The organism is Lentilactobacillus kefiri (genome assembly GCF_007989105.1).
Taxonomy (GTDB): Bacteria; Bacillota; Bacilli; order Lactobacillales; family Lactobacillaceae; genus Lentilactobacillus; species Lentilactobacillus kefiri.
In genome coordinates, this window is the sequence record NZ_BJVK01000003.1 from 26,012 (window position 1) to 44,220 (window position 18,209).

16 protein-coding genes and 2 pseudogenes are annotated in these 18,209 nt (G+C 41.5%); 8 read left to right on the forward strand and 10 right to left on the reverse strand.

The annotated features are described in order from the left end of the window. Window positions 1–52: 52 nt before the first annotated feature. The 5 genes from LKE01_RS01785 to LKE01_RS01805 form a co-directional block, all read right to left on the reverse strand. A complete protein-coding gene (locus LKE01_RS01785) occupies window positions 53–907 on the reverse strand; it encodes a transporter substrate-binding domain-containing protein (RefSeq protein ID WP_054768749.1) in 855 nt (284 codons plus the stop codon). Between the two features lie 18 nt (window positions 908–925). Then, the gene (locus LKE01_RS01790) at window positions 926–1,666 is read right to left on the reverse strand and encodes an amino acid ABC transporter ATP-binding protein (RefSeq protein ID WP_054768750.1); all 741 of its coding nucleotides are present in this window, start codon (window positions 1,664–1,666) and stop codon (window positions 926–928) included. Further along, entirely contained in the window at window positions 1,659–2,348 is a 690-nt protein-coding gene (locus tag LKE01_RS01795; protein ID WP_054768751.1) for an amino acid ABC transporter permease, read from the reverse strand. The genes LKE01_RS01790 and LKE01_RS01795 overlap by 8 nt, the downstream gene beginning before the upstream one ends. Further along, window positions 2,329–2,991, reverse strand: a complete 663-nt coding sequence (locus LKE01_RS01800) for an amino acid ABC transporter permease (protein ID WP_056983075.1) — start codon at window positions 2,989–2,991, stop codon at window positions 2,329–2,331. Before LKE01_RS01800 ends, LKE01_RS01795 begins: the two co-directional genes overlap by 20 nt. 349 nt (window positions 2,992–3,340) lie before the next feature. Continuing rightward, complete coding sequence (locus tag LKE01_RS01805; protein WP_054768752.1) at window positions 3,341–4,090, reverse strand: NADPH-dependent oxidoreductase; 750 nt, start codon at window positions 4,088–4,090, stop codon at window positions 3,341–3,343. 203 nt (window positions 4,091–4,293) lie between these two features. Between LKE01_RS01805 and LKE01_RS01810 the strand changes: the two genes are divergently transcribed. Both LKE01_RS01810 and LKE01_RS01815 read left to right on the forward strand, forming a co-directional pair. Then, the gene (locus tag LKE01_RS01810; RefSeq protein ID WP_056983073.1) at window positions 4,294–4,974 is read left to right on the forward strand and encodes a VIT1/CCC1 transporter family protein; all 681 of its coding nucleotides are present in this window, start codon (window positions 4,294–4,296) and stop codon (window positions 4,972–4,974) included. Between the two features lie 26 nt (window positions 4,975–5,000). Next, on the forward strand, window positions 5,001–5,705 hold the full coding sequence (locus tag LKE01_RS01815; protein ID WP_054768754.1) for a VIT1/CCC1 transporter family protein: 705 nt from the start codon (window positions 5,001–5,003) through the stop codon (window positions 5,703–5,705). A 76-nt stretch (window positions 5,706–5,781) separates the two neighbouring features. On the opposite strand, the gene LKE01_RS01820 is transcribed toward LKE01_RS01815, so the two are convergent. Beyond that, a complete protein-coding gene (locus LKE01_RS01820; protein ID WP_056983071.1) occupies window positions 5,782–6,471 on the reverse strand; it encodes a matrixin family metalloprotease in 690 nt (229 codons plus the stop codon). Window positions 6,472–6,731: 260 nt separating this feature from the next. Here LKE01_RS01820 and LKE01_RS01825 point away from each other — a divergent pair, with 260 nt between their 5' ends. Together LKE01_RS01825 and LKE01_RS01830 are read left to right on the forward strand one after the other, a co-directional pair. Beyond that, on the forward strand, window positions 6,732–7,166 hold the full coding sequence (locus tag LKE01_RS01825) for an Hsp20/alpha crystallin family protein (RefSeq protein ID WP_056983069.1): 435 nt from the start codon (window positions 6,732–6,734) through the stop codon (window positions 7,164–7,166). 155 nt (window positions 7,167–7,321) lie between these two features. Next, window positions 7,322–7,755: pseudogene (locus LKE01_RS01830) on the forward strand (Hsp20/alpha crystallin family protein). Between the two features lie 103 nt (window positions 7,756–7,858). On the opposite strand, the gene LKE01_RS01835 reads toward LKE01_RS01830, so the two are convergent. After that, a complete protein-coding gene (locus LKE01_RS01835; RefSeq protein ID WP_056983067.1) occupies window positions 7,859–9,655 on the reverse strand; it encodes an ABC transporter ATP-binding protein in 1,797 nt (598 codons plus the stop codon). Continuing rightward, window positions 9,655–11,406 carry an ABC transporter ATP-binding protein gene (locus LKE01_RS01840; RefSeq protein WP_056983065.1) on the reverse strand — a complete coding sequence of 584 codons (1,752 nt, stop codon included), beginning with the start codon at window positions 11,404–11,406 and terminating at the stop codon, window positions 9,655–9,657. The genes LKE01_RS01835 and LKE01_RS01840 overlap by 1 nt, the downstream gene beginning before the upstream one ends. Before the next feature lie 156 nt (window positions 11,407–11,562). On the opposite strand from LKE01_RS01840, the pseudogene LKE01_RS01845 reads away from it, so the two are divergent. From LKE01_RS01845 to LKE01_RS01860, 4 genes and pseudogenes are all read left to right on the forward strand, one after another. Next, a pseudogene (locus LKE01_RS01845) lies at window positions 11,563–12,939 on the forward strand (glutamate--cysteine ligase). Window positions 12,940–13,041: 102 nt separating this feature from the next. Further along, the gene (locus LKE01_RS01850; RefSeq protein ID WP_054768755.1) at window positions 13,042–13,782 is read left to right on the forward strand and encodes a gamma-glutamyl-gamma-aminobutyrate hydrolase family protein; all 741 of its coding nucleotides are present in this window, start codon (window positions 13,042–13,044) and stop codon (window positions 13,780–13,782) included. Window positions 13,783–13,897: 115 nt separating this feature from the next. Continuing rightward, the gene (locus LKE01_RS01855; RefSeq protein ID WP_054768756.1) at window positions 13,898–14,335 is read left to right on the forward strand and encodes a MerR family transcriptional regulator; all 438 of its coding nucleotides are present in this window, start codon (window positions 13,898–13,900) and stop codon (window positions 14,333–14,335) included. Window position 14,336: 1 nt separating this feature from the next. Further along, window positions 14,337–15,194, forward strand: coding sequence for an aldo/keto reductase (locus tag LKE01_RS01860; protein WP_095344977.1), 858 nt, complete (start codon window positions 14,337–14,339; stop codon window positions 15,192–15,194). 53 nt (window positions 15,195–15,247) lie between these two features. Here the strand turns inward: LKE01_RS01860 and LKE01_RS01865 are convergent, their stop codons facing one another. Together LKE01_RS01865 and LKE01_RS01870 are read right to left on the reverse strand one after the other, a co-directional pair. Further along, window positions 15,248–16,582, reverse strand: coding sequence for a glutamate--cysteine ligase (locus LKE01_RS01865; protein WP_056983061.1), 1,335 nt, complete (start codon window positions 16,580–16,582; stop codon window positions 15,248–15,250). A 124-nt stretch (window positions 16,583–16,706) separates the two neighbouring features. Next, window positions 16,707–18,089 carry a glutamate--cysteine ligase gene (locus tag LKE01_RS01870; protein WP_056983060.1) on the reverse strand — a complete coding sequence of 461 codons (1,383 nt, stop codon included), beginning with the start codon at window positions 18,087–18,089 and terminating at the stop codon, window positions 16,707–16,709. Between the last annotated feature and the right edge of the window lie 120 nt (window positions 18,090–18,209).

Consider the following 18,209-nt stretch of genomic DNA (forward strand, 5'->3'; position numbering starts at 1 on the left):
CATCAAAATCACAAAAAAGCAGCCACAATTAAACTCTGGCTGCTTAATGAATTTATTTAACTGGTAAAACAATATCTGATGGTTTAACTTCTTTGCCAAAGTATGGCTTCAATTGTGAGTTGTAATCTTTTACGAAGAAGCTTTCTTTGGTTAACTTGTTGATTTCTTTATTGGTCCAGTTAAGGAGTGACTTGTTGCCCTTCTTAACAGCTGGTGAAATGTAAGACTTTGGTCCAATACTCTTAATTCCAACCGTGTACTTAGGATTGTTCTTTGACCATGCGTACAAGTATGAGTTATCATCCGCAAGGGCAACTCCACGGCCATTCTTCAAAGCGTTAAATTGTTGTGTCTTGGAATCAAACTTCAGCAATTTCACATTTTGCTGCTTGGAAGTGAAGTAGTTCTCAGCAGTGGTTCCCTTGGTAACAATCACATTTTTGCCTTTAAGCTGGCTGGCACTGGTGATCGGCTTGCTCTTAGGTGAAACAACTCCAACGGAAACCTTCATGTAAGGCTTGGCAAAGTCAATAACCTGCTTTCTTTCCGGAGTAACCGTAAAGTTGGCAAGGACCAAATCAACCTTGTTGGAATTTAATGCATCCACACGGTTGTTGGCATTTACTTGAACAAACTTGACCTTTACACCCAGGTCTTTAGCAACCCGGTGTGCCAAGGTGACATCGTAACCTACTCGTTTACCATCCTTGTTAACCCAACCATAAGGTGGCAAATCACCGAAAACCGCAATCCGAATAGTTCCGTTTTTCTTGATTTGTTGAACGGAACTCGGATTATTACTTTGTGAGCTTGACTTCTTGCTGTTCCCACAGCCGGCCAACACCAATAATAAAGTTGCGAAGACACTGACAACGGCAATTAATCTGGTTAATGATCTCTTCTTCATGAAATAATTCCTCCTTAATTAAAAGTCCATACTGTCTAAAAATTCTTGTGCGCGTTTGGTTTGTGGTGCACTGAAAAACTGTTTTGATGGTGTCTGCTCCAAAATGTGACCGTCTTCCAGGAAAATCACTTTGTCGGCAATCTGCTGGGCAAAGTTCATTTCATGGGTCACGACAATCATTGTCATATGATCAACATCCGCCAAATCCTGAATGATATTAAGAATACCGCGAACCATTTCCGGATCCAGAGATGCGGTTACTTCATCAAACAACATGAAGTCCGGATGAAGGGCAAGCGCACGAACAATCGCTACCCGCTGCTTTTGGCCACCGGAAAGTTGGCGTGGATAAACGTTGGCATAATCTTGCAGGCCAACCCGCTTCAATAAATCCAGAGCTTCTTTTTTAGCAGCAAATTTATCCTGCTTTTGAACCTTGGTTGGACCTAACAAAATGTTATCCATCACGGTCAGATTGGGGAACAAATCGTAACTTTGGAAAACCATGCCAATCTTTTGGCGAATCTGCTGCCAATTTTTCTCAGTTGGAACAATCTCTTTCCCCTCAAAAGTAATGGTACCTTTCTGATATTCTTCCAATCCATTCAAGCAGCGAATCAAGGTACTCTTACCAGACCCGGATGGCCCCAGCAGCGTCACCACTTCACCTTTGTCGACATGAAAGTTGATGTCATGTAAAACATGTTTCTTTTGATAAGATTTTTCTAGATGTTCAACTCGTAATATCTGCTCAGCCATTTGCCCTCTCCAATCTCTTCTTCTCTAATCGTTTTGCCCACCAGGAAAGTGGATAATCAATCAAAAAGTAGAACAGGAATATTAATCCGTAAACCCAGAATACCCCAGTTGGATGACTGTGATTATTAGCTTCGATAATTTGCTGACCAATATTAATCACATCCATGACCGAAATCAGCATCAGCAATGAGGTTGTTTTGATCACCCTGGTGGCCAAGTTAATGGTCGCAGGAATTTCCAGGCTAATTGCTTGGGGGATCAGAACATATCGGTACAACTGATAACGATTGAGTCCAATTGCTTTACCGGATTCTTTTTGATGCTGGGGAACTGAGATGAGTGCCCCACGGACAATATCACTCATTTCTGCTGCAACCCACAATGCGAATACCAAAGTGGCCAATTGATCACCTGGTAAATTAAAATTCATCTGGCGCGGCAGAATGTAATAGAACAAAAATAGCAATACAACGGTTGGAACAATTCTGAAAAATTCAAGGTACAGTCTCAAGATCACTCTGAGCGGCCGATTCTTAAACGTTCGTAAAACCCCTAACATGATTCCTAAAATTAAGCCGATAATCAAAGCGACTGCCGCAATTCTAACTGTTACCCAGAGTCCGCCGAGCAGCCGTTGAAAATTGGTTCCTTCGAATAAAACACTAATTCCCGAATGATCCATAGCGAACCCTCTTTTCTAGTAAAGTCAAAACGATTGATAATGGAATCAAGATAATTGCATAACCGATAACAAGCACAAACAGGTACTCATTGGAACGATAATACATCCCAATCAAGTCCAACGCGGTGTTGGTTAGTTCAGGAATCGCAATCACCGTAAAAATTGAAGTTTCCTTAATCAGAAAGATAACATTAGCGGCCATTGCCGGAACACTTAATGAAAATCCTTGTGGGAAGACAATGTATCTGGCAAGCTGCCAGCGGCTGAGCCCAATGGCCTTGCCGGATTCCATTTGACCTTTGGAGACACCGTTAAAGCCTCCGGTAAAGCCTTCTGCCATGTAACTGCCGCCAAGAAAGACCAATCCGATGATGCCACAAAGTTCGGCACCAAATTTGATGCCAATAACCGGGAATGCGTAATACAGGAAAAATAGCTGAATCAACAACGGTGTATTTCTTGATATCTCAACGTAGACAGATGCAATCTGATGAAGAACCGGTACTTTGAAATATTGAAGCAGGCTCACAATTAATCCAACAATGATGGATCCAATTATGCCAATAAGTGAAAGCCAAAGGGTCAGTTCAAATCCCTTGATAAACACTGGTAAGCTTTGTTGGATAATAGTCCAGCTGCTCATTTTCAATCATCTCCTCATAAATTTATTAAACAATCATTTGAACGTAAAAAATCCCCAACAACTGGCATAGCCAGCTGTCAGGGACGAATTACCGTGGTTCCACCCTTTATTCGCATCCTAAACAAAGAATTCAAGATGCCTCGTTAAAATACATATTTAATATCAAACGCACAACTCCGAGCGCACTTTCAGCTGATTCCCTCCACCCTTTCACTATCGGTGGTCGCTTTACCGAGATATCAACTTACTCTTCTCTTCAACATTGTGAAATTCAAAATGACTGTCAATCGATTACCTAATAATGTAATGTTTAATACCTTAAAAGTCAACTGTTTTTACTCATAATCTTTTAATGTAACATAAGCCCCTGTTCGCGAATGATCGCAAACAGATCGGATCGAACATCGTGGCCTCGACTCAACTCGGAAACAATATGATGGGTAAAGGTTTCCGTTCTGTCATTTGTGCTTCGTTCCTTATAATATTCGCTTACCAGCTGATCATACTGTAAAAGCTCAGGCTGAAAGTTTCCACCCAGATTGTAGTGATTACTGAAGTGAAATGCTGACTTTGGCAGCCTGGGTTTCAATTCTGGTTTGTCTTTTGGATAACCAAGAGCAATTCCCAATAGTGGAAAAGTCAATTCAGGTAAATCCAACAGCTCAATCATTTTTCGGGGATCATTCAAAACACTTCCCATGATTGTTCCGCCGAGGCCCATGCTTTCAGCGGCAACCATGATATTCTCAGTGGCAATTGCCACATCAAAAGTACTGGCTAAGAACTTATCAGTCGTATGGAGAATATATGCGTCCGCATCATTTTGTTGAGCAATTTTCAGATTCCGATACTGATCCGCAATCATCACAAAATAATGGCCGGCGTTTAACATCCAGCCATGGCCCGTAATTTTAGCAATCTGTTTTAATGTTTCCGGATCGGTCACACTTATAATAGAGTACTGTTGCGAAAAAGTGCTGGTCGATGCATGCTGAGCCGCATCAACCAGTTGGGCAACCTGCTCTGAACTTAAAGATTTATTTTCAAAGTGACGAATGCTTCTATGATGAGTCAATTGTTCTAGAATGGAATTGGTCATTGTATGTTCTCCTAATTTTAAATTCATCACGTCTAGCTAATTATTTGATAGCTATTCTAATTTAGCGCTTTCTTTTGATTATTTTTGATATTCAGCTCAAAAATACGATTATATCAGTATTTTTAATTTACATTTGAATACTAATGGGTTAGAATATAAGCCGTTAGATAATAATGATTATAAACTACAAAGCAGGTGAAACAATGGCGAAAAAAAGATCGCTTTCTCAAAAAATTAACGTCTTACGAGCTTCAGTAATGGGTGCCAACGATGGCATTGTCTCTGTTGCTGGTATCGTTATCGGTGTTGCAGGTGCGACATCAAACAATTTTGCAATTTTTATTTCTGGTATTTCAGGTATGCTCGCCGGGACTGTTTCAATGGCAATGGGTGAATTTGTTTCTGTTAATACCCAAAAGGATTCACAGCGTCACGCCATCAGTCTTCAAAAGGCTGCGTTAAATTCAGCATATGACAATGAGTTTAACACCGTTCAGCACAAGCTCATGGGAGATGGAATTTCAACGGACCTGGCTCATCAAGCCACTAAAGAAATGATGACGAAAGATCCTGTCAAAACAACTGTCCGCCAAAAGTATGGATTTAACGTTGGTGAATATACCAACCCACTTTCAGCCGCAATTGCTTCAATGATTTCATTTCCAACAGGTTCAATTCTACCACTATTAGCAATCACAATGTTTCCAAAAGCCATCCGAATTCCAGCAACTTTTATCGCTGTGGTGATTGCCTTGGCAATCACGGGATACACGGCTGCCCAATTGGGAAATGCCAACAAGACTCGTGGAATGATTCGAAATATTGTTTCCGGTGTCTTAACCATGTTGGTTACCTACACAATCGGAACATTAATTGGTTCATAAATTAATCACAGATGGGAGGAACTGGCATGGACAGTGCTAAATCCAAGAATAATAAAGATTCACAAACAATGGAAGAGAAGCTGAACACATTACGAGCCGGCGTTTTAGGTTCAAATGATGGTATCTTAACCGTTGTTGGTGTTTTGTTCAGTGTTGCCGTAGCAACAACCAATCAATTTACAATTTTCATCGCTGGGCTTGCCGATTTGCTTGCCTGCGCGTTTTCAATGGCTTCAGGAGAATATGCTTCAGTTAGTACCCAAAAGGATACTGAAAAGTCAGTTGTCGCAAAAGAAGAAAAACTTTTAAAGACAGATTATGAGAATGATCTGACAGTCGTTTCCGATTATTACGTTGATCAAGGAGTTTCAAAGGAAACCTCTGATAAGATTGCCAAGGATTTAATGAGTAAAAAGCCTCTGGAAACAATCGTCAACGTTAAATATGATTTGAATCTGGGACATTACATGGATCCTTGGAACGCTGCATTTTCATCACTATTTTCAGCCGCAGCGGGTGGTGTTTTCCCACTTGTCGCAATGACATTATCACCAGTCGCCTATCAATGGCCGGCAACTATCCTGGCAGTTTGTTTGTCAGTTGGGATTACCGGATATCTGAGTGCCCGACTTGGAAATGGATTAGTTAAAACAGCTATTATTCGAAACGTTATCGTCGGAATTGTTACGATGATCATTCACTATTCCCTAGGAATTTTGTTAGCTGCCTAAGACGTGAATCAAATAACTTTATAAACTTTCAAAAAAGCGTGAATCCATATTTGGACTCACGCTTTTTTTGACCCAGTTATGAGATGCCTTTATATAACTGCTGAAGATGCTTGGCATCCACTTCTGGAATACTATACAAGTACGTTGGGGCTGCCTGCTGCATGATTGAATGTGGACTGTCACTGTGTTCCAAACCGAGATCATGGCCCAACTCATGCATGGCCACACTCGCCTGTTCATTGACAGCATCATAGTGAGCCTGCTTCATCGAACTGATCACTAAGTAACTCTTGTTTTGATGCACAAATAATGGCACACCGTTGACATGACCAAATTCTTCGCTGGTATAACCCACAACACCGCCGGAAATATTCTCAACGGTCCCGCCACCACTATGGTAGGAATTCTTCACACCTAAAATAATATCAGCTTTTTGGTAATGATTAGTGGAGATCAAATCAACCACATTCACGGCATTCCAAGCTTTGACTGCCCGCCGCCAAGCACGACGAAAATGGGCGGGCGTGTTGTGAGTAATATGATAGGAAATCGTCCTTGACGGCCAGTGGAAATTGATTTTTGGATTATAGGCAGGAGTTGGGCTTGCATCTACTTGTTGGGTTGGCTGATTATTTTGACTCAACAATGCGGGTGATAACCGCGCAGAAAATTCGGTTAGAAACAACATTAAAGTCAACATCATTGTGACAATCAGGATCAAAATCATTTTCCAAATCTGTTTTTGTGGGATCAACCGTTCCATCATTAACCTTCACTCTGCTTTTCTATTTACTTCTTTAGCATAGCATATTTACTGAAGCAACGCGGTTGGTGGCGTCCGAAACCATATCAAATCAATCACAGTTCAGCACATTTTTAGCACTCTAAGCGTTCGATTGCTAAATGCTGGCATTCTGTTTAAAACTGATTACTATAGAAGATGAAAGGTAAAGGAGGAGCAAAAGAATGAAGCATCGTTTCCCGTTACCTCGACTAATAAATTTCGAAAATAAGGAGATTGGTATTATGGCAAATGAATTAATGAATCGTTTCGATTTGGATCCGTTCTTCGATCGTATGGCTCATCGTTTCTTTAGCCCTTCTGATTTCGACAAGGATTACGAAAACTTCGGTGATTTAAAGACCGATATTAACGAAAACGATAAGGATTACTCATTGAAGATTGATGTTCCAGGTGTTGACAAGAACAACATCCATCTGAATTATCAAGATGGCATTCTTTCAGTTAACATCAACCAAGAACATTCAAATGAACAAAAAGATGAAAATGGCAAGGTTATTGCCAGTGAACGTAGTCATGGCGTAATGTCACGAAGCTATCAATTACCTGGTGTTGACCGTGAAAATATTTCAGCCCACATTGATAATGGTGTTTTGAACGTTACATTACCAAAGCTAACTGAAAGCGAAGATACAACTGGAAATATTGATATTGACTAATTAAAGTTTTGGAGTGGTTGGTAGGGATGCAGGCAACTAGCTTTTGAAACTTCAGTAAAGCTTCATTTGGGGGAACGTGATTCAAAGACCCCGTCCCACCACCTTTGACGCTTATTAACGTATCTTATTAATAATCAACAAAGGAGATAGATATTATGGCAAATGAATTAATGACCGTTTCGCAATGGATCCATTCTTTGATACTTTGGCACGTCGCTTCTTCACCCCAACTGATGCAGACAATGACTACATGGTAAATGGTGATCTGAAGACCGACATTACCGAAAATGACAAGGATTATGTTATGAAGATTGATGTTCCAGGCATTGATAAGAAGAACATTCACTTGGCATATCAACATGGAGACTTGGCAATCAGTATTGACCAACAACGTGATTCTGAAAAGAAGGACGAAAAAGGCCGTGTCGTTGCCAGCGAACGCAGCCATGGCGTAATGTCCAGAACTTACGAATTACCGGGTGTCGATCGTGACAACATCTCAGCTCAAGTAATGAATGGTGTATTAACCATCACATTGCCAAAAGCTGCAGATACTCACGAAGACAACGGACAAATTGAGATTCAATAATCGATTGCTATAATATAAAAATGCACTTCGGATTTCATTCCGGAGTGCATTTTTTTTGCCTAAACGTGCTACGCAAGCCAACCTCGGCCGCTTGCTGGGCACTCTAATCAAGATGAGCTGAGTTTTGAAGTTGAATCATATCATAATAAAAGCCATGCTTGGCCAACAATTCATCATTGGTTCCCCGTTCAACAATCCGTCCTGATTCAAGTACCAAAATCAGATCCGCATTTTGAATGGTCGAAAGTCGGTGGGCAATTGCAATTGTCGTTCGGCCTTCTTGGAGTCGTGCCAACCCGGTTTGGATAATCTGTTCGGTTTCCGTATCAATGTTTGCGGTTGCCTCATCCAAAATTAAGATCTTCGGATCAGTTACCAATGTCCGAGCAAAGGAAATCAACTGTCTTTGACCACTGGAATAGCTGGCTCCCCGTTCGATCACTCGAGAATCATATGCGTCAGGTAGGTCTTCAATGAATCGATCTGCTTGAACAAAGTGGGCGGCATCGCGAACCTCCTGGTCGGTTACTTCTTTATTAAACATCCGGATATTTGATGCAACCGTTCCATAAAACATGAATGGTTCCTGGAGAACCAGTCCCATTTTTTTACGAAGCTCCTGGATAGAATAATCCCGAATGTCCCGATCATCAATCAAAATCTCGCCTTTACCAAATTCATAAAAGCGCATCAAAATATTAATCATCGACGTCTTACCACTACCGGTTTCACCAACTAGTGCAATGGTCTGACCAGGTTGGGCAACAAATGAAATATCATGAAGAACATCATTTTCACCATCATATGAAAATGTCACGTGTCGAAATTCAATTTTCCCACAGGTAATGGTTGCCTTGGGGTCAACGTGTTGTTGAGGTTCATAGGTTTGATCATCCATAATCCGTAAGACTCGAGAACCGGCAACCACACCATCTTGGAAGTCACTTAAACGATCCATCATTTGAGACATTGGGTTATAGAAGTTGGACAGATAGGTGATGAATGCGTAAATGATACCGGCAGCAACGTAACCATGCAGACCGCGAACACCAAACATCCCCAATGCCAAGACTGTTCCTAATGCATAAAACAAGTTAATAATTGGATTCAACAGTAAGGAGTTGATCCGAATCATCGCCTGCCGGGTATCGTAATACTGCTGGTTGGTTTCGCTAAATTCATGATTAATCCGTTTTTCTTGACGAAACTGCTGAACCACACTGATACCGGTAATTCCTTCAGCCAATTTAGCGTTTAACAGACTCAAGCGTTCCCGCATCCGTCGATAAACCCGGGTACTATACCGCTGATAGTACCAAACGGTTACAAATAGAAACGGCATAAATACTAACAGCCACAACGCTATTTTGGTATCTGCGAAATACATTGCCACAAATGACGAAACCATTGCCGAAATCGTGACAACCAAACTACTGAACAACGCCCAAAAGTTTGCGAACGCCATGGTATCATTTGTCAATCGAGACAGGATTGAACCGCTGGGCGTTTGATCGAAATATCGCATTCCCAAGGTGTGCAGTTTTGCAAACAGTTTGCGTCTGGTGTTTTCAAGCATATACTCAGCCCCCATCTCATAAAGATAGGTTTGAGCAAACTGCATCACGGCCTTCGTCAGCATCCCAAAGAAGTATAGGCCGGCAAAGAACCACATCATTTCAAAGTCTACGTTGCCAACTACCAAGTGACTATCCATATAAGTCTGAATGATTCTTGGCAAGAGAATATTGACAATGGCAACCGCAATCGCAAACACAACTGAAAAGTAAAAATACCATTTATAGGGGGCAGCATATTTAAACAGCCGCCAAATAATATGCATCTGTTGTCTAACCGGAATTGATTTCGACCAAGCAGACTGGTGCTTTGATGAACTGGCCATTACTTGTTGCCTCCCTTCACTTTGGTTTCCAATTCTTGACGCTCAAACATTTCATGGTACCAACCACCACGCTGCATGAGTTGATCATGCGTTCCGCGTTCCACAATTCTGCCGTCATCGATAACCAATATTTCATCGGCATTCATGACCGAACTTAGCCGATGAGCAGAAATAATCGTTGTTTTATCCGAACGTTCTGCGTGGAGGTTTTCCAAAATTTGAGTTTCCGTTTCCGCATCAACCGCCGACAAAGCATCATCCAAAATCAATAATTCAGGATTGATCAATAATGCTCTGGCAATCGAAAGTCGTTGTCGCTGACCACCGGATAATGAAATTCCCTCTTCACCAACGGCTGTATCATAGCCATCCGGCATCGATTGAATTTGATCATAAAGATCACTCTTCTTGGCAGCTTCTTCAACTTCTTCCTGAGTTGCATCAGGACGGGCAAAACGAATATTTTCGCGAATACTTTCAGAGAATAGGAAGGTATCCTGTGAGACATAACCAATCGCGGGAATTAGAGCATCCATCTTATACTTTTTGATGTCGATTCCGCCAAACTTGATTGTCCCTTCATAGTTATCAAATTGGCGCAAGATGAGCCGCAGAATCGTACTTTTCCCGGAACCAACCTTACCAACCAAGCCAACCGTTTTGCCAGATGGAACTTTAAAGTTGATATTTTCCAATGCAATTCGTTTATCATTCGGATAAGAGAATCGTTTAATATCATAATCAATTTCACCTTTTGGCTGCGTGGTCACACCATTTGGATCATCGATTACTTTCGTCTTTTCATTAATCAGGTCCATCACCCGGTCATAGCTGGCATTTCCACGTTCCAACGTGTTAAACAGCATTCCAACGGCAAACATCGGCCAAATCATCATTGCCAAGTACGAAACGAAGGAAACCAGAGAACCGATTGTAATCGTGCCGTTTGTGACCAAGTAACCACCGTAAACGATCGTGATCACATAGGATAATGCAATAATCATTGTCGTCATTGGATCAAACAGCGAATCAAGATAATTTACCCGTCGGTTGATCTTGATGGTTTTGGCAACTTGATTGTCAAAATCCTGCATATCCTCTTTCTGTTGACCAAGGCCTTTAATCACCTTGATACCCGTAATACTTTCTTCACCCTTATTATTCAGTCGTGAAAAAGCAGCTTGAGAATTTCTGAATGCAACATGCATTTTGCTTCCCAAGAATCTGGACATCACTGCCAATAGTGGGAACGGGACAATTGCGATTAACGTTAGACGCCAATCAATCAGCGTAATCATCGCAATCAAAGTCGTTCCACCAGTAATCATAGAATCGGCAAACTGTAAAATTCCACCACCGGCAACTCGCTGAATAGCTGACAAATCGTTGGTAGCATGAGCCATCAGATCCCCAGTTCGGTATCGTTGGAAAAACTCATGATCCATGCTGGTGTAATGAAAGAACAATCGATTTCTCAACACTTTTTCCAATTTAGCAGCTTCTCCCCAAATAGCGGTTCGCCACAAATACCGGGCGCCATATTGGGCAAAAGACACAATTGTCAGGACAATCAGCAAACCAATGAGATATTTAGCTGTCAACTTTCCATCATGAATTGAATCGACCAAGTTACCAATGATTCGTGGCGGAACAATTCCGACCAGTGCCGTCAGCAGCAAGCCAAATAAACCAACCAGGTAGATTTTCCATTCCCGCTTGAAGTACCAGCCCAGCTTAACAAATATACTCATGATTCCACCTCTAAATTAGAAATTAATTAAATAAAATAATTTTAGCACAAAACTCATATTTATAACACTGTTAGCATTGCTTATAAATGGTTATAGTGTTACTATTTTGACATCAATTATCATCAAATTCTAATCAATTAGAATAGGAGGAATGCTATGTTTAGTGAAATTGGTCAATTAATATTCGACAATGAAGCCGTTGCGAAAACATCGGATTTTACCATGGGGATCGAAATTGAAATGCAGCGAGTCGATGAGAACGGGAATTTAAGCCAAGAGCCCTATCCCGCTGGAGCTGGCGACGAACAAACCAATCCATGGATTACCAACGATTTCTTGGAAACAATGTCTGAGGTCGTCACACCACCGGCTGCCCATGCATTGGACGCGATGCATTATTTATTCAACATCAATAACGCCTTACGAACAGCGCTATCTCCTGGTGAACTGTTGTGGCCCTTATCAATGCCGCCACGGTTGCCTAAGGACAAGAGCAAAATTCCACTGGCCAAAATGGGTCCCAAAAAAGAGGCTTACTTAAAAGAGTGGCTGAAACGCCATGGCTTCTCTCATGGAACCCCATGTGGTGCCCACATCAACTTGAGTATTGATCCTCACATTTTTGATTTAGTTTTAGCCAACATGAATGATCGATTTAAATCTAAAATTGACCTTCAAAATTATTTGTATGCCAAGATTGCCCAAGGATTTCTACGTTACCGCTGGGTCATTACATATCTGTTTGGCGCAAGCCCGATAGCCGAGGCAAATTATTTTGATCCTGGTAAAGGCCCCAAAGCACCTATCAGAAGTATTCGTCAGAGTTCACATGGGTTTGGCAATCCATTTGCGGGAGATTATACCAACGTCCAGCGATACGTCAACCGAATTGAAAAGGGAGTTGCCGACGGTAAATTAATTTCAGATTATGAATTTCACGGTGCCGTTCGGTTTAAGGGAAATTCGAATCTCAGTTAGTTGCCAAAGACCGGCGTGAAGTACCTTGAGTTAAGAATGCTTGATCTTGACCCCAGCAGTTCGGTGGGGATTAGAACTAATACGTTACGGTTCATCCGTTTAATGGCCAGTTACTTCATCATGTCTCCGGCAATGAACGCGGATGAAGTGGAGAAAGTCATTGCCCGTTCGGATAAAATGAATGAGGAAGTTTCCGAAGAACATCCAAACGATGTTTCAAAATACCAGGCAAATGCCCGGGCATTTTTACAAAGTCTGGAAATGTATTCCAACAAGATTCAGCTTGGCCCCGAATATCAAGAAGAACTTCAGGATCTCCAAGATCGGGTAGAGAACCCATTGACAACCCCAAGTGCGAAATTGATTACCCACTTGAAGGATGGGTCGCTAGAAGAATATGCGATCAAACGAGCCAAGCGGTACCAACAATCCGCCCTCCAGTCAATTCGGCCATTCAAAGGCTTTGAAAGCAACGCCGAACTAACGGCAAATGACTTGGAGAAAGAACTATTTAAGGGCAGTTGGGAACCCGGTAAAGCAAAAGATAAGAAATAAAACAATTTTATGTTGACAACAATCAAAATATAACGTAACTTTATTCTTTTGGAGTACAATAATACAAACAGATTTAAAGTGAGTTATGAGGAGGGGATTATATTGCGCCCAAGAATCGCATTACCTGCAGACACTCTTGCCGAGGCAACGAATGTTATTAATGAACGAAACGCTGCGTTCGCACCGCGACCAGCCATTGAAGCCATTGTTAAATCCGGTGGCGTTCCAGTTATTTTTCCAAGTGTTAATCCAGAAGATGTACGCGATTATATGACACTGTTTGACGGCGTCTGTTTTCTTGGTGGTGCAGATGTTGACCCTACTTTCTATGGCGAAGAGCCTTTTCAAAAGTTGGGAATGACCTACCTCAAGCGGGATTTATTTGAAATCGAATTATTGAAACAATCAGTCACTGCTGGTAAAGCCATTATGGGCATTTGCCGTGGCATGCAGCTGATTAACGTTGGTCTCGGTGGAACACTCTATCAAGACCTGTCACAGGACCTTCACGCAACATTAAAGCACTCACAAGAGGCACCAGGTAACATGCCGTCCCATCACGTGACAGTTGATCCAGATAGCCGTTTAAACGACATCATTGGACCACGGCCATACGTGAACTCTCGACATCACCAGGCAGTTAAAGATGTTGCCCCATACTTGAAAGTAACTGCCAGAGCAGATGATCAAGTGATTGAAGCAATCGAATCCATTAATAACGACCAAATTCTTGCAGTGCAATGGCATCCCGAAAACATTTATAAGCATTTTGAAGATTCACGTAAACTGTTTAAGGATTTTATTGATCGAAGTCAAGTTGTAGCGGATAAAACCAGAAAATAAAAAATGAGAGGTAACTTTACGCAAAAGTTACTTCTCTTTTTATTTATGCTTGCTATGGAGTTCACTCCAGGGTTTAAAGTATACTTGTTAATTGAAATATGGAGGTGTGCGACACATGAATAGCAAGAAGGTTTCTGAATTATTGGGCGTCTCAACCGACACGCTCAGGTATTACGAGCGGATCGGAGTTATTCCCCCGGTAGAACGGGATCATAACGGATATCGAAATTACAAAACAAATGATCTTAACTGGATTTATCTGGCTAAAAGTCTCAGGGGAGCCGGCCTGTCGATTGAGTCATTAATCGAATTCGCAACCCTTGCCCGAAAAGGCGGATCAGTCCGAGCTGCCCAAAAGGAAATCCTTCATGAACAACTGGATACTTTGAACAAAAAGCTTGTCCAAATGACCGAAACTCGAGCAATGCTTCAGTATAAAATCGACACTTTTGACGAGCATCTTGCAAAATTTGATTCTGGCCAAATGACGAAAGATAACACTGAAGAATTGTGGGAGAAACCATTTTTGAAAGATGATAAAGGAGAAAAATAATATAACAGTTCCAACATTTAAACTAAACAACGGCATTGAGATGCCAGCAACCGGTTTTGGCGTGTTCCAAATTGAAAATAACGGTACGAAGAAAGCTGTTTTAGACGCCCTATCCGCGGGTTACCGTCTGATTGACACTGCCCAAGCCTATGGAAATGAAGCTGAAGTTGGCGAAGCAATCCAAGAATCCGGCATTCCCCGTGACCTATTATTTGTGACCACTAAAGTCTGGGTCAGTTCGACTGGTTATGATGCAACCAAAAAAGAATTTGAGGAAGCATTGATCAAGCTCAAGCTGGACTATCTGGATTTATATTTAATCCATCAACCATACGGTGATGTCTACGGCTCATGGCGGGCAATGGAAGATCTCCAAAAAGAAGGTAAAGTTCGCGCCATTGGGATCTCTAACTTCAACGCTGATCGATTTGTGGATCTTACTCAACACAATGATGTCACCCCTCAAGTTAACCAAGTAGAGCTAAACCCTTGGTTCCAGCAGCAAGACGAACTGGATTGGATGAAAAAATTGGGTATCCAACCGGAAGCTTGGGCACCATTTGCAGAAGGCAAGCATGGTTTGTTTACAAATGATGTGTTGAGTCAAATTGCTGACAACCACAAAAAGGGTGTTGGCCAGGTTGTATTGCGTTGGCTTTATCAACGTGGGGTTGTCACATTGGCCAAATCGGTCCACAAAAAACGAATGGAACAAAACATCAACATCTTCGACTTTGAATTAACGAGCGAAGAGATGAAGCTGATTCAACAATTAGACATGAAAGAGTCCGCGTTCTTCGATCACCGGGATCCTAAGATGGTTGAACGCTTAGGTGGCGGTGGCCGCTGGGAGGAATAATCCCTAAATTAAGAAGCGTTCCACCAAAAGTTTTGCTTTTGGGGAACGCTTCTTTATTTATACCAGGATTTAATTCTAACGGGAATGCCTTTTTTCAAAGTTGCCAAGATCCCCTGTTGCTCATTCTTGCTCAGGGACTCAAAACCAATGGCCGGATTGTGGATCAAATCATCTTGGTAACCTTTGGCAAACTTTAGCAGCTGTTTAAAAGCCTTATCTGGATTTTCACTCAGCCAATTGATCAAACGCCCACTTGGAGTGAGGACCGGATCATCAATCATCTCTTGTAATTTAAAACACAAATGCTGGGAATTAAATGGAATGACAACTTGCGCACTAAATTTCTCAAGTTGATCAATAAATGCGGATGCTTCATCATGATATGCGCTGGTTTTCAATGGATCTTCCAGTGCCACCTGATCATTTTTTTCGCACGCTTTGGCAATATCCTGATCTGCGGACTTCAAATCAAATGGGCGCTTGTAGATAAAGTAGGCAAACATCAGTCGAACCAAATCGACAGCATCTTCTGAAACGCCTAATGGCTCAAATGGATCCAAATCATAGATTCGAAGTTCAATATATCCAATGCCATCGGTAAGCAGTTTTCGAACATCATCACTACCCTTGAGCCGCACTGTCCCGTAGTATTCACGTTGAGCAATAAGCTTTTGATCATCTACCGCTTTCAAAATACCGTCAACGTATTCCTGCACACTTTGATAGCTTGATATAAAGCCATTTCCAAACCCAAAATGGGAATTTCTCAGGGATCTCACTGCATGTTTGGGAACCCCTGCGTCATTTGGAAAGTAATTATCAAAGGCATATGGCGTTGCACCAAATAAGTATGTGAACAGCCAACGATAGCGCATAAAGCCCACTGCTGCCTGCAGATACAACTCGTTAATATTGACGTCTGGCTCTTTAGCTTTTAAGTCACTCATCGCCTTTTTTGTAAAACCAATATTAACATGGACACCTGTTTCTGCGGTTTGCGCCAGTTTGCGAATTTTCGCAACCCGTTTCCGATACTCATAACTTTCTTGATCGGTTTTCGCAATCACAATATCTGAGTGGTCTGACTTTAACTTAGGGGGCATGCTATATGGCCAGAGATACTCCTTACTCTTCAACTCACTTCTGAGGGCTTGATGATAAACTCCTAAATACTTTAACCCTTTAACAGTTGTTTTAGTGGGAGGAGTAATCAGTTCGGACTGTGTTTCCAAAAAATCATTTTTTATAAATTTATGCTGCTTTTCATTTAGTAACCCTTGTGGATATGATTGATGGCTTAGTTCACCCTTTGAATCGATACGATGGGTTTCAACTTCCAAGCCAACCGTTGAATTAATAAAATCAGAGACTACTTTTGACTGTTTCATTAGATTACCCTCCTTACCAAAAAGCGCCCGCACAACACCGGATTGTGGGGACGCTTCGCAATTGAGAGACTGCCAACCACTTTTGACATCATTATTCATCGTTTAAAGGCATAAATCAACAATCCTAACCTTTACTGTAATTCTCAGGCTTTCCCATCACGCCAAATAGACGTTGCCTTAATTCATTGGCATTCATATCCGGCTTTTCTTCGAATCCGGTAAATGGATTTGGATTTTCATGAGCCCGATTTTGATAACGATTGGCCATTGCCAATCCATATGACATCAATGAACCGTCGACCTCGTGATCACACAGAGTGGCAGCGGGTGTCAGATTGGGGTTATCAAGGCGATCCTGCATGGTATCCAGAACTTCTTGATATTCCGGTCCCCATTGAATTTGGGCACCAAACATTTGCAGTTTATCCAAGAAATTTTGAGATTCATGGTGATAAATTGTTTGCTGGGTTGGACTTTCCATTGCGACAACTTCATTCATTGCCCGGCCTTGTTCGAGCTTCAAATTGATTTTGTCATCACTTTCCAAAGTCGGCATCATCATAAAGTAGCTGAGTAAAATTCGGAAGAATCGGATGGCTGATGTCCGAACCCCAAGGGCAGTCGTCGGATCCAAATCAAGCATTCGAAGTTCGATGTAGTCAGTTCCATTTTTCACCATATTCGTTAGATCGCCGTGCATTGTCTTTAACCTAACACTGGAATGATATTCCGCTTCACTAAACAAATTGCCGTCAGCAATGTTTTTTTCGATATTTTTGACGTAATCAGGGACACTTCGATAGTTATGGGTAACATCTGAAGTTAATCCATAATTTGATGAACGAATACTGCGAACTTCTCGTTGAGGTTGATCTTCATCCGGCTTAAAGAAGTTTTTCTCGGCAATTGGACTGTTGCCAAATAAATAGGTAATCAGCCAACGGTAATAATCAAAGCCTTGAGCAATTTTGATATAGAGATAATTAACAAAGTCGGCATATGAATCATACTGACTCTGGACAGCCTGCCAAACAGTCTTCAAAACACCATCGTTGATACTGACATTCAGATGAACCCCAACTGGAATTCCCTGCGTATCGCTTCGAGTCTTAATCCATTTCTCATAGTAAGCTTTTTGATCAGGATCAACGTCGGCAATTGGAATCGTGCTCTTATCTTTGGGCAAAACCGGCGGCATACTTAATGGCCATAATAATTCATTTGGCTCCAAGGCATTCCTCAAGGTATCATTTAGGGCCATCAAATAATGCATGGCATCCAGGGACTTCCGAGCTGTTGGCGTGATAATTTCACTCTGAATTTGATAAACATCCGTTTTAATAAAGTGGTTCTTGCGCTGATTACCAAGTGCCTTTGGATAAGGCTCCTTCGTTAATCGCCCCGCAGAATCAATTCGAATCGTTTCAACTTCGATTCCCATGTTAAAGTCGCTGGCTTTCGCCACAATTTCATTGTTGAAGATAATCTGGCCTATTGTGTCAAACATTGGCAGGCCTCCTTTTTTATTTTATCATTAAATATTAATGATACTTTAACGCAATTCACTTTATTTTACAAAGGGTTATTCTAAAACCATTATCTTTGTAATATAATTATTGCATTGTGG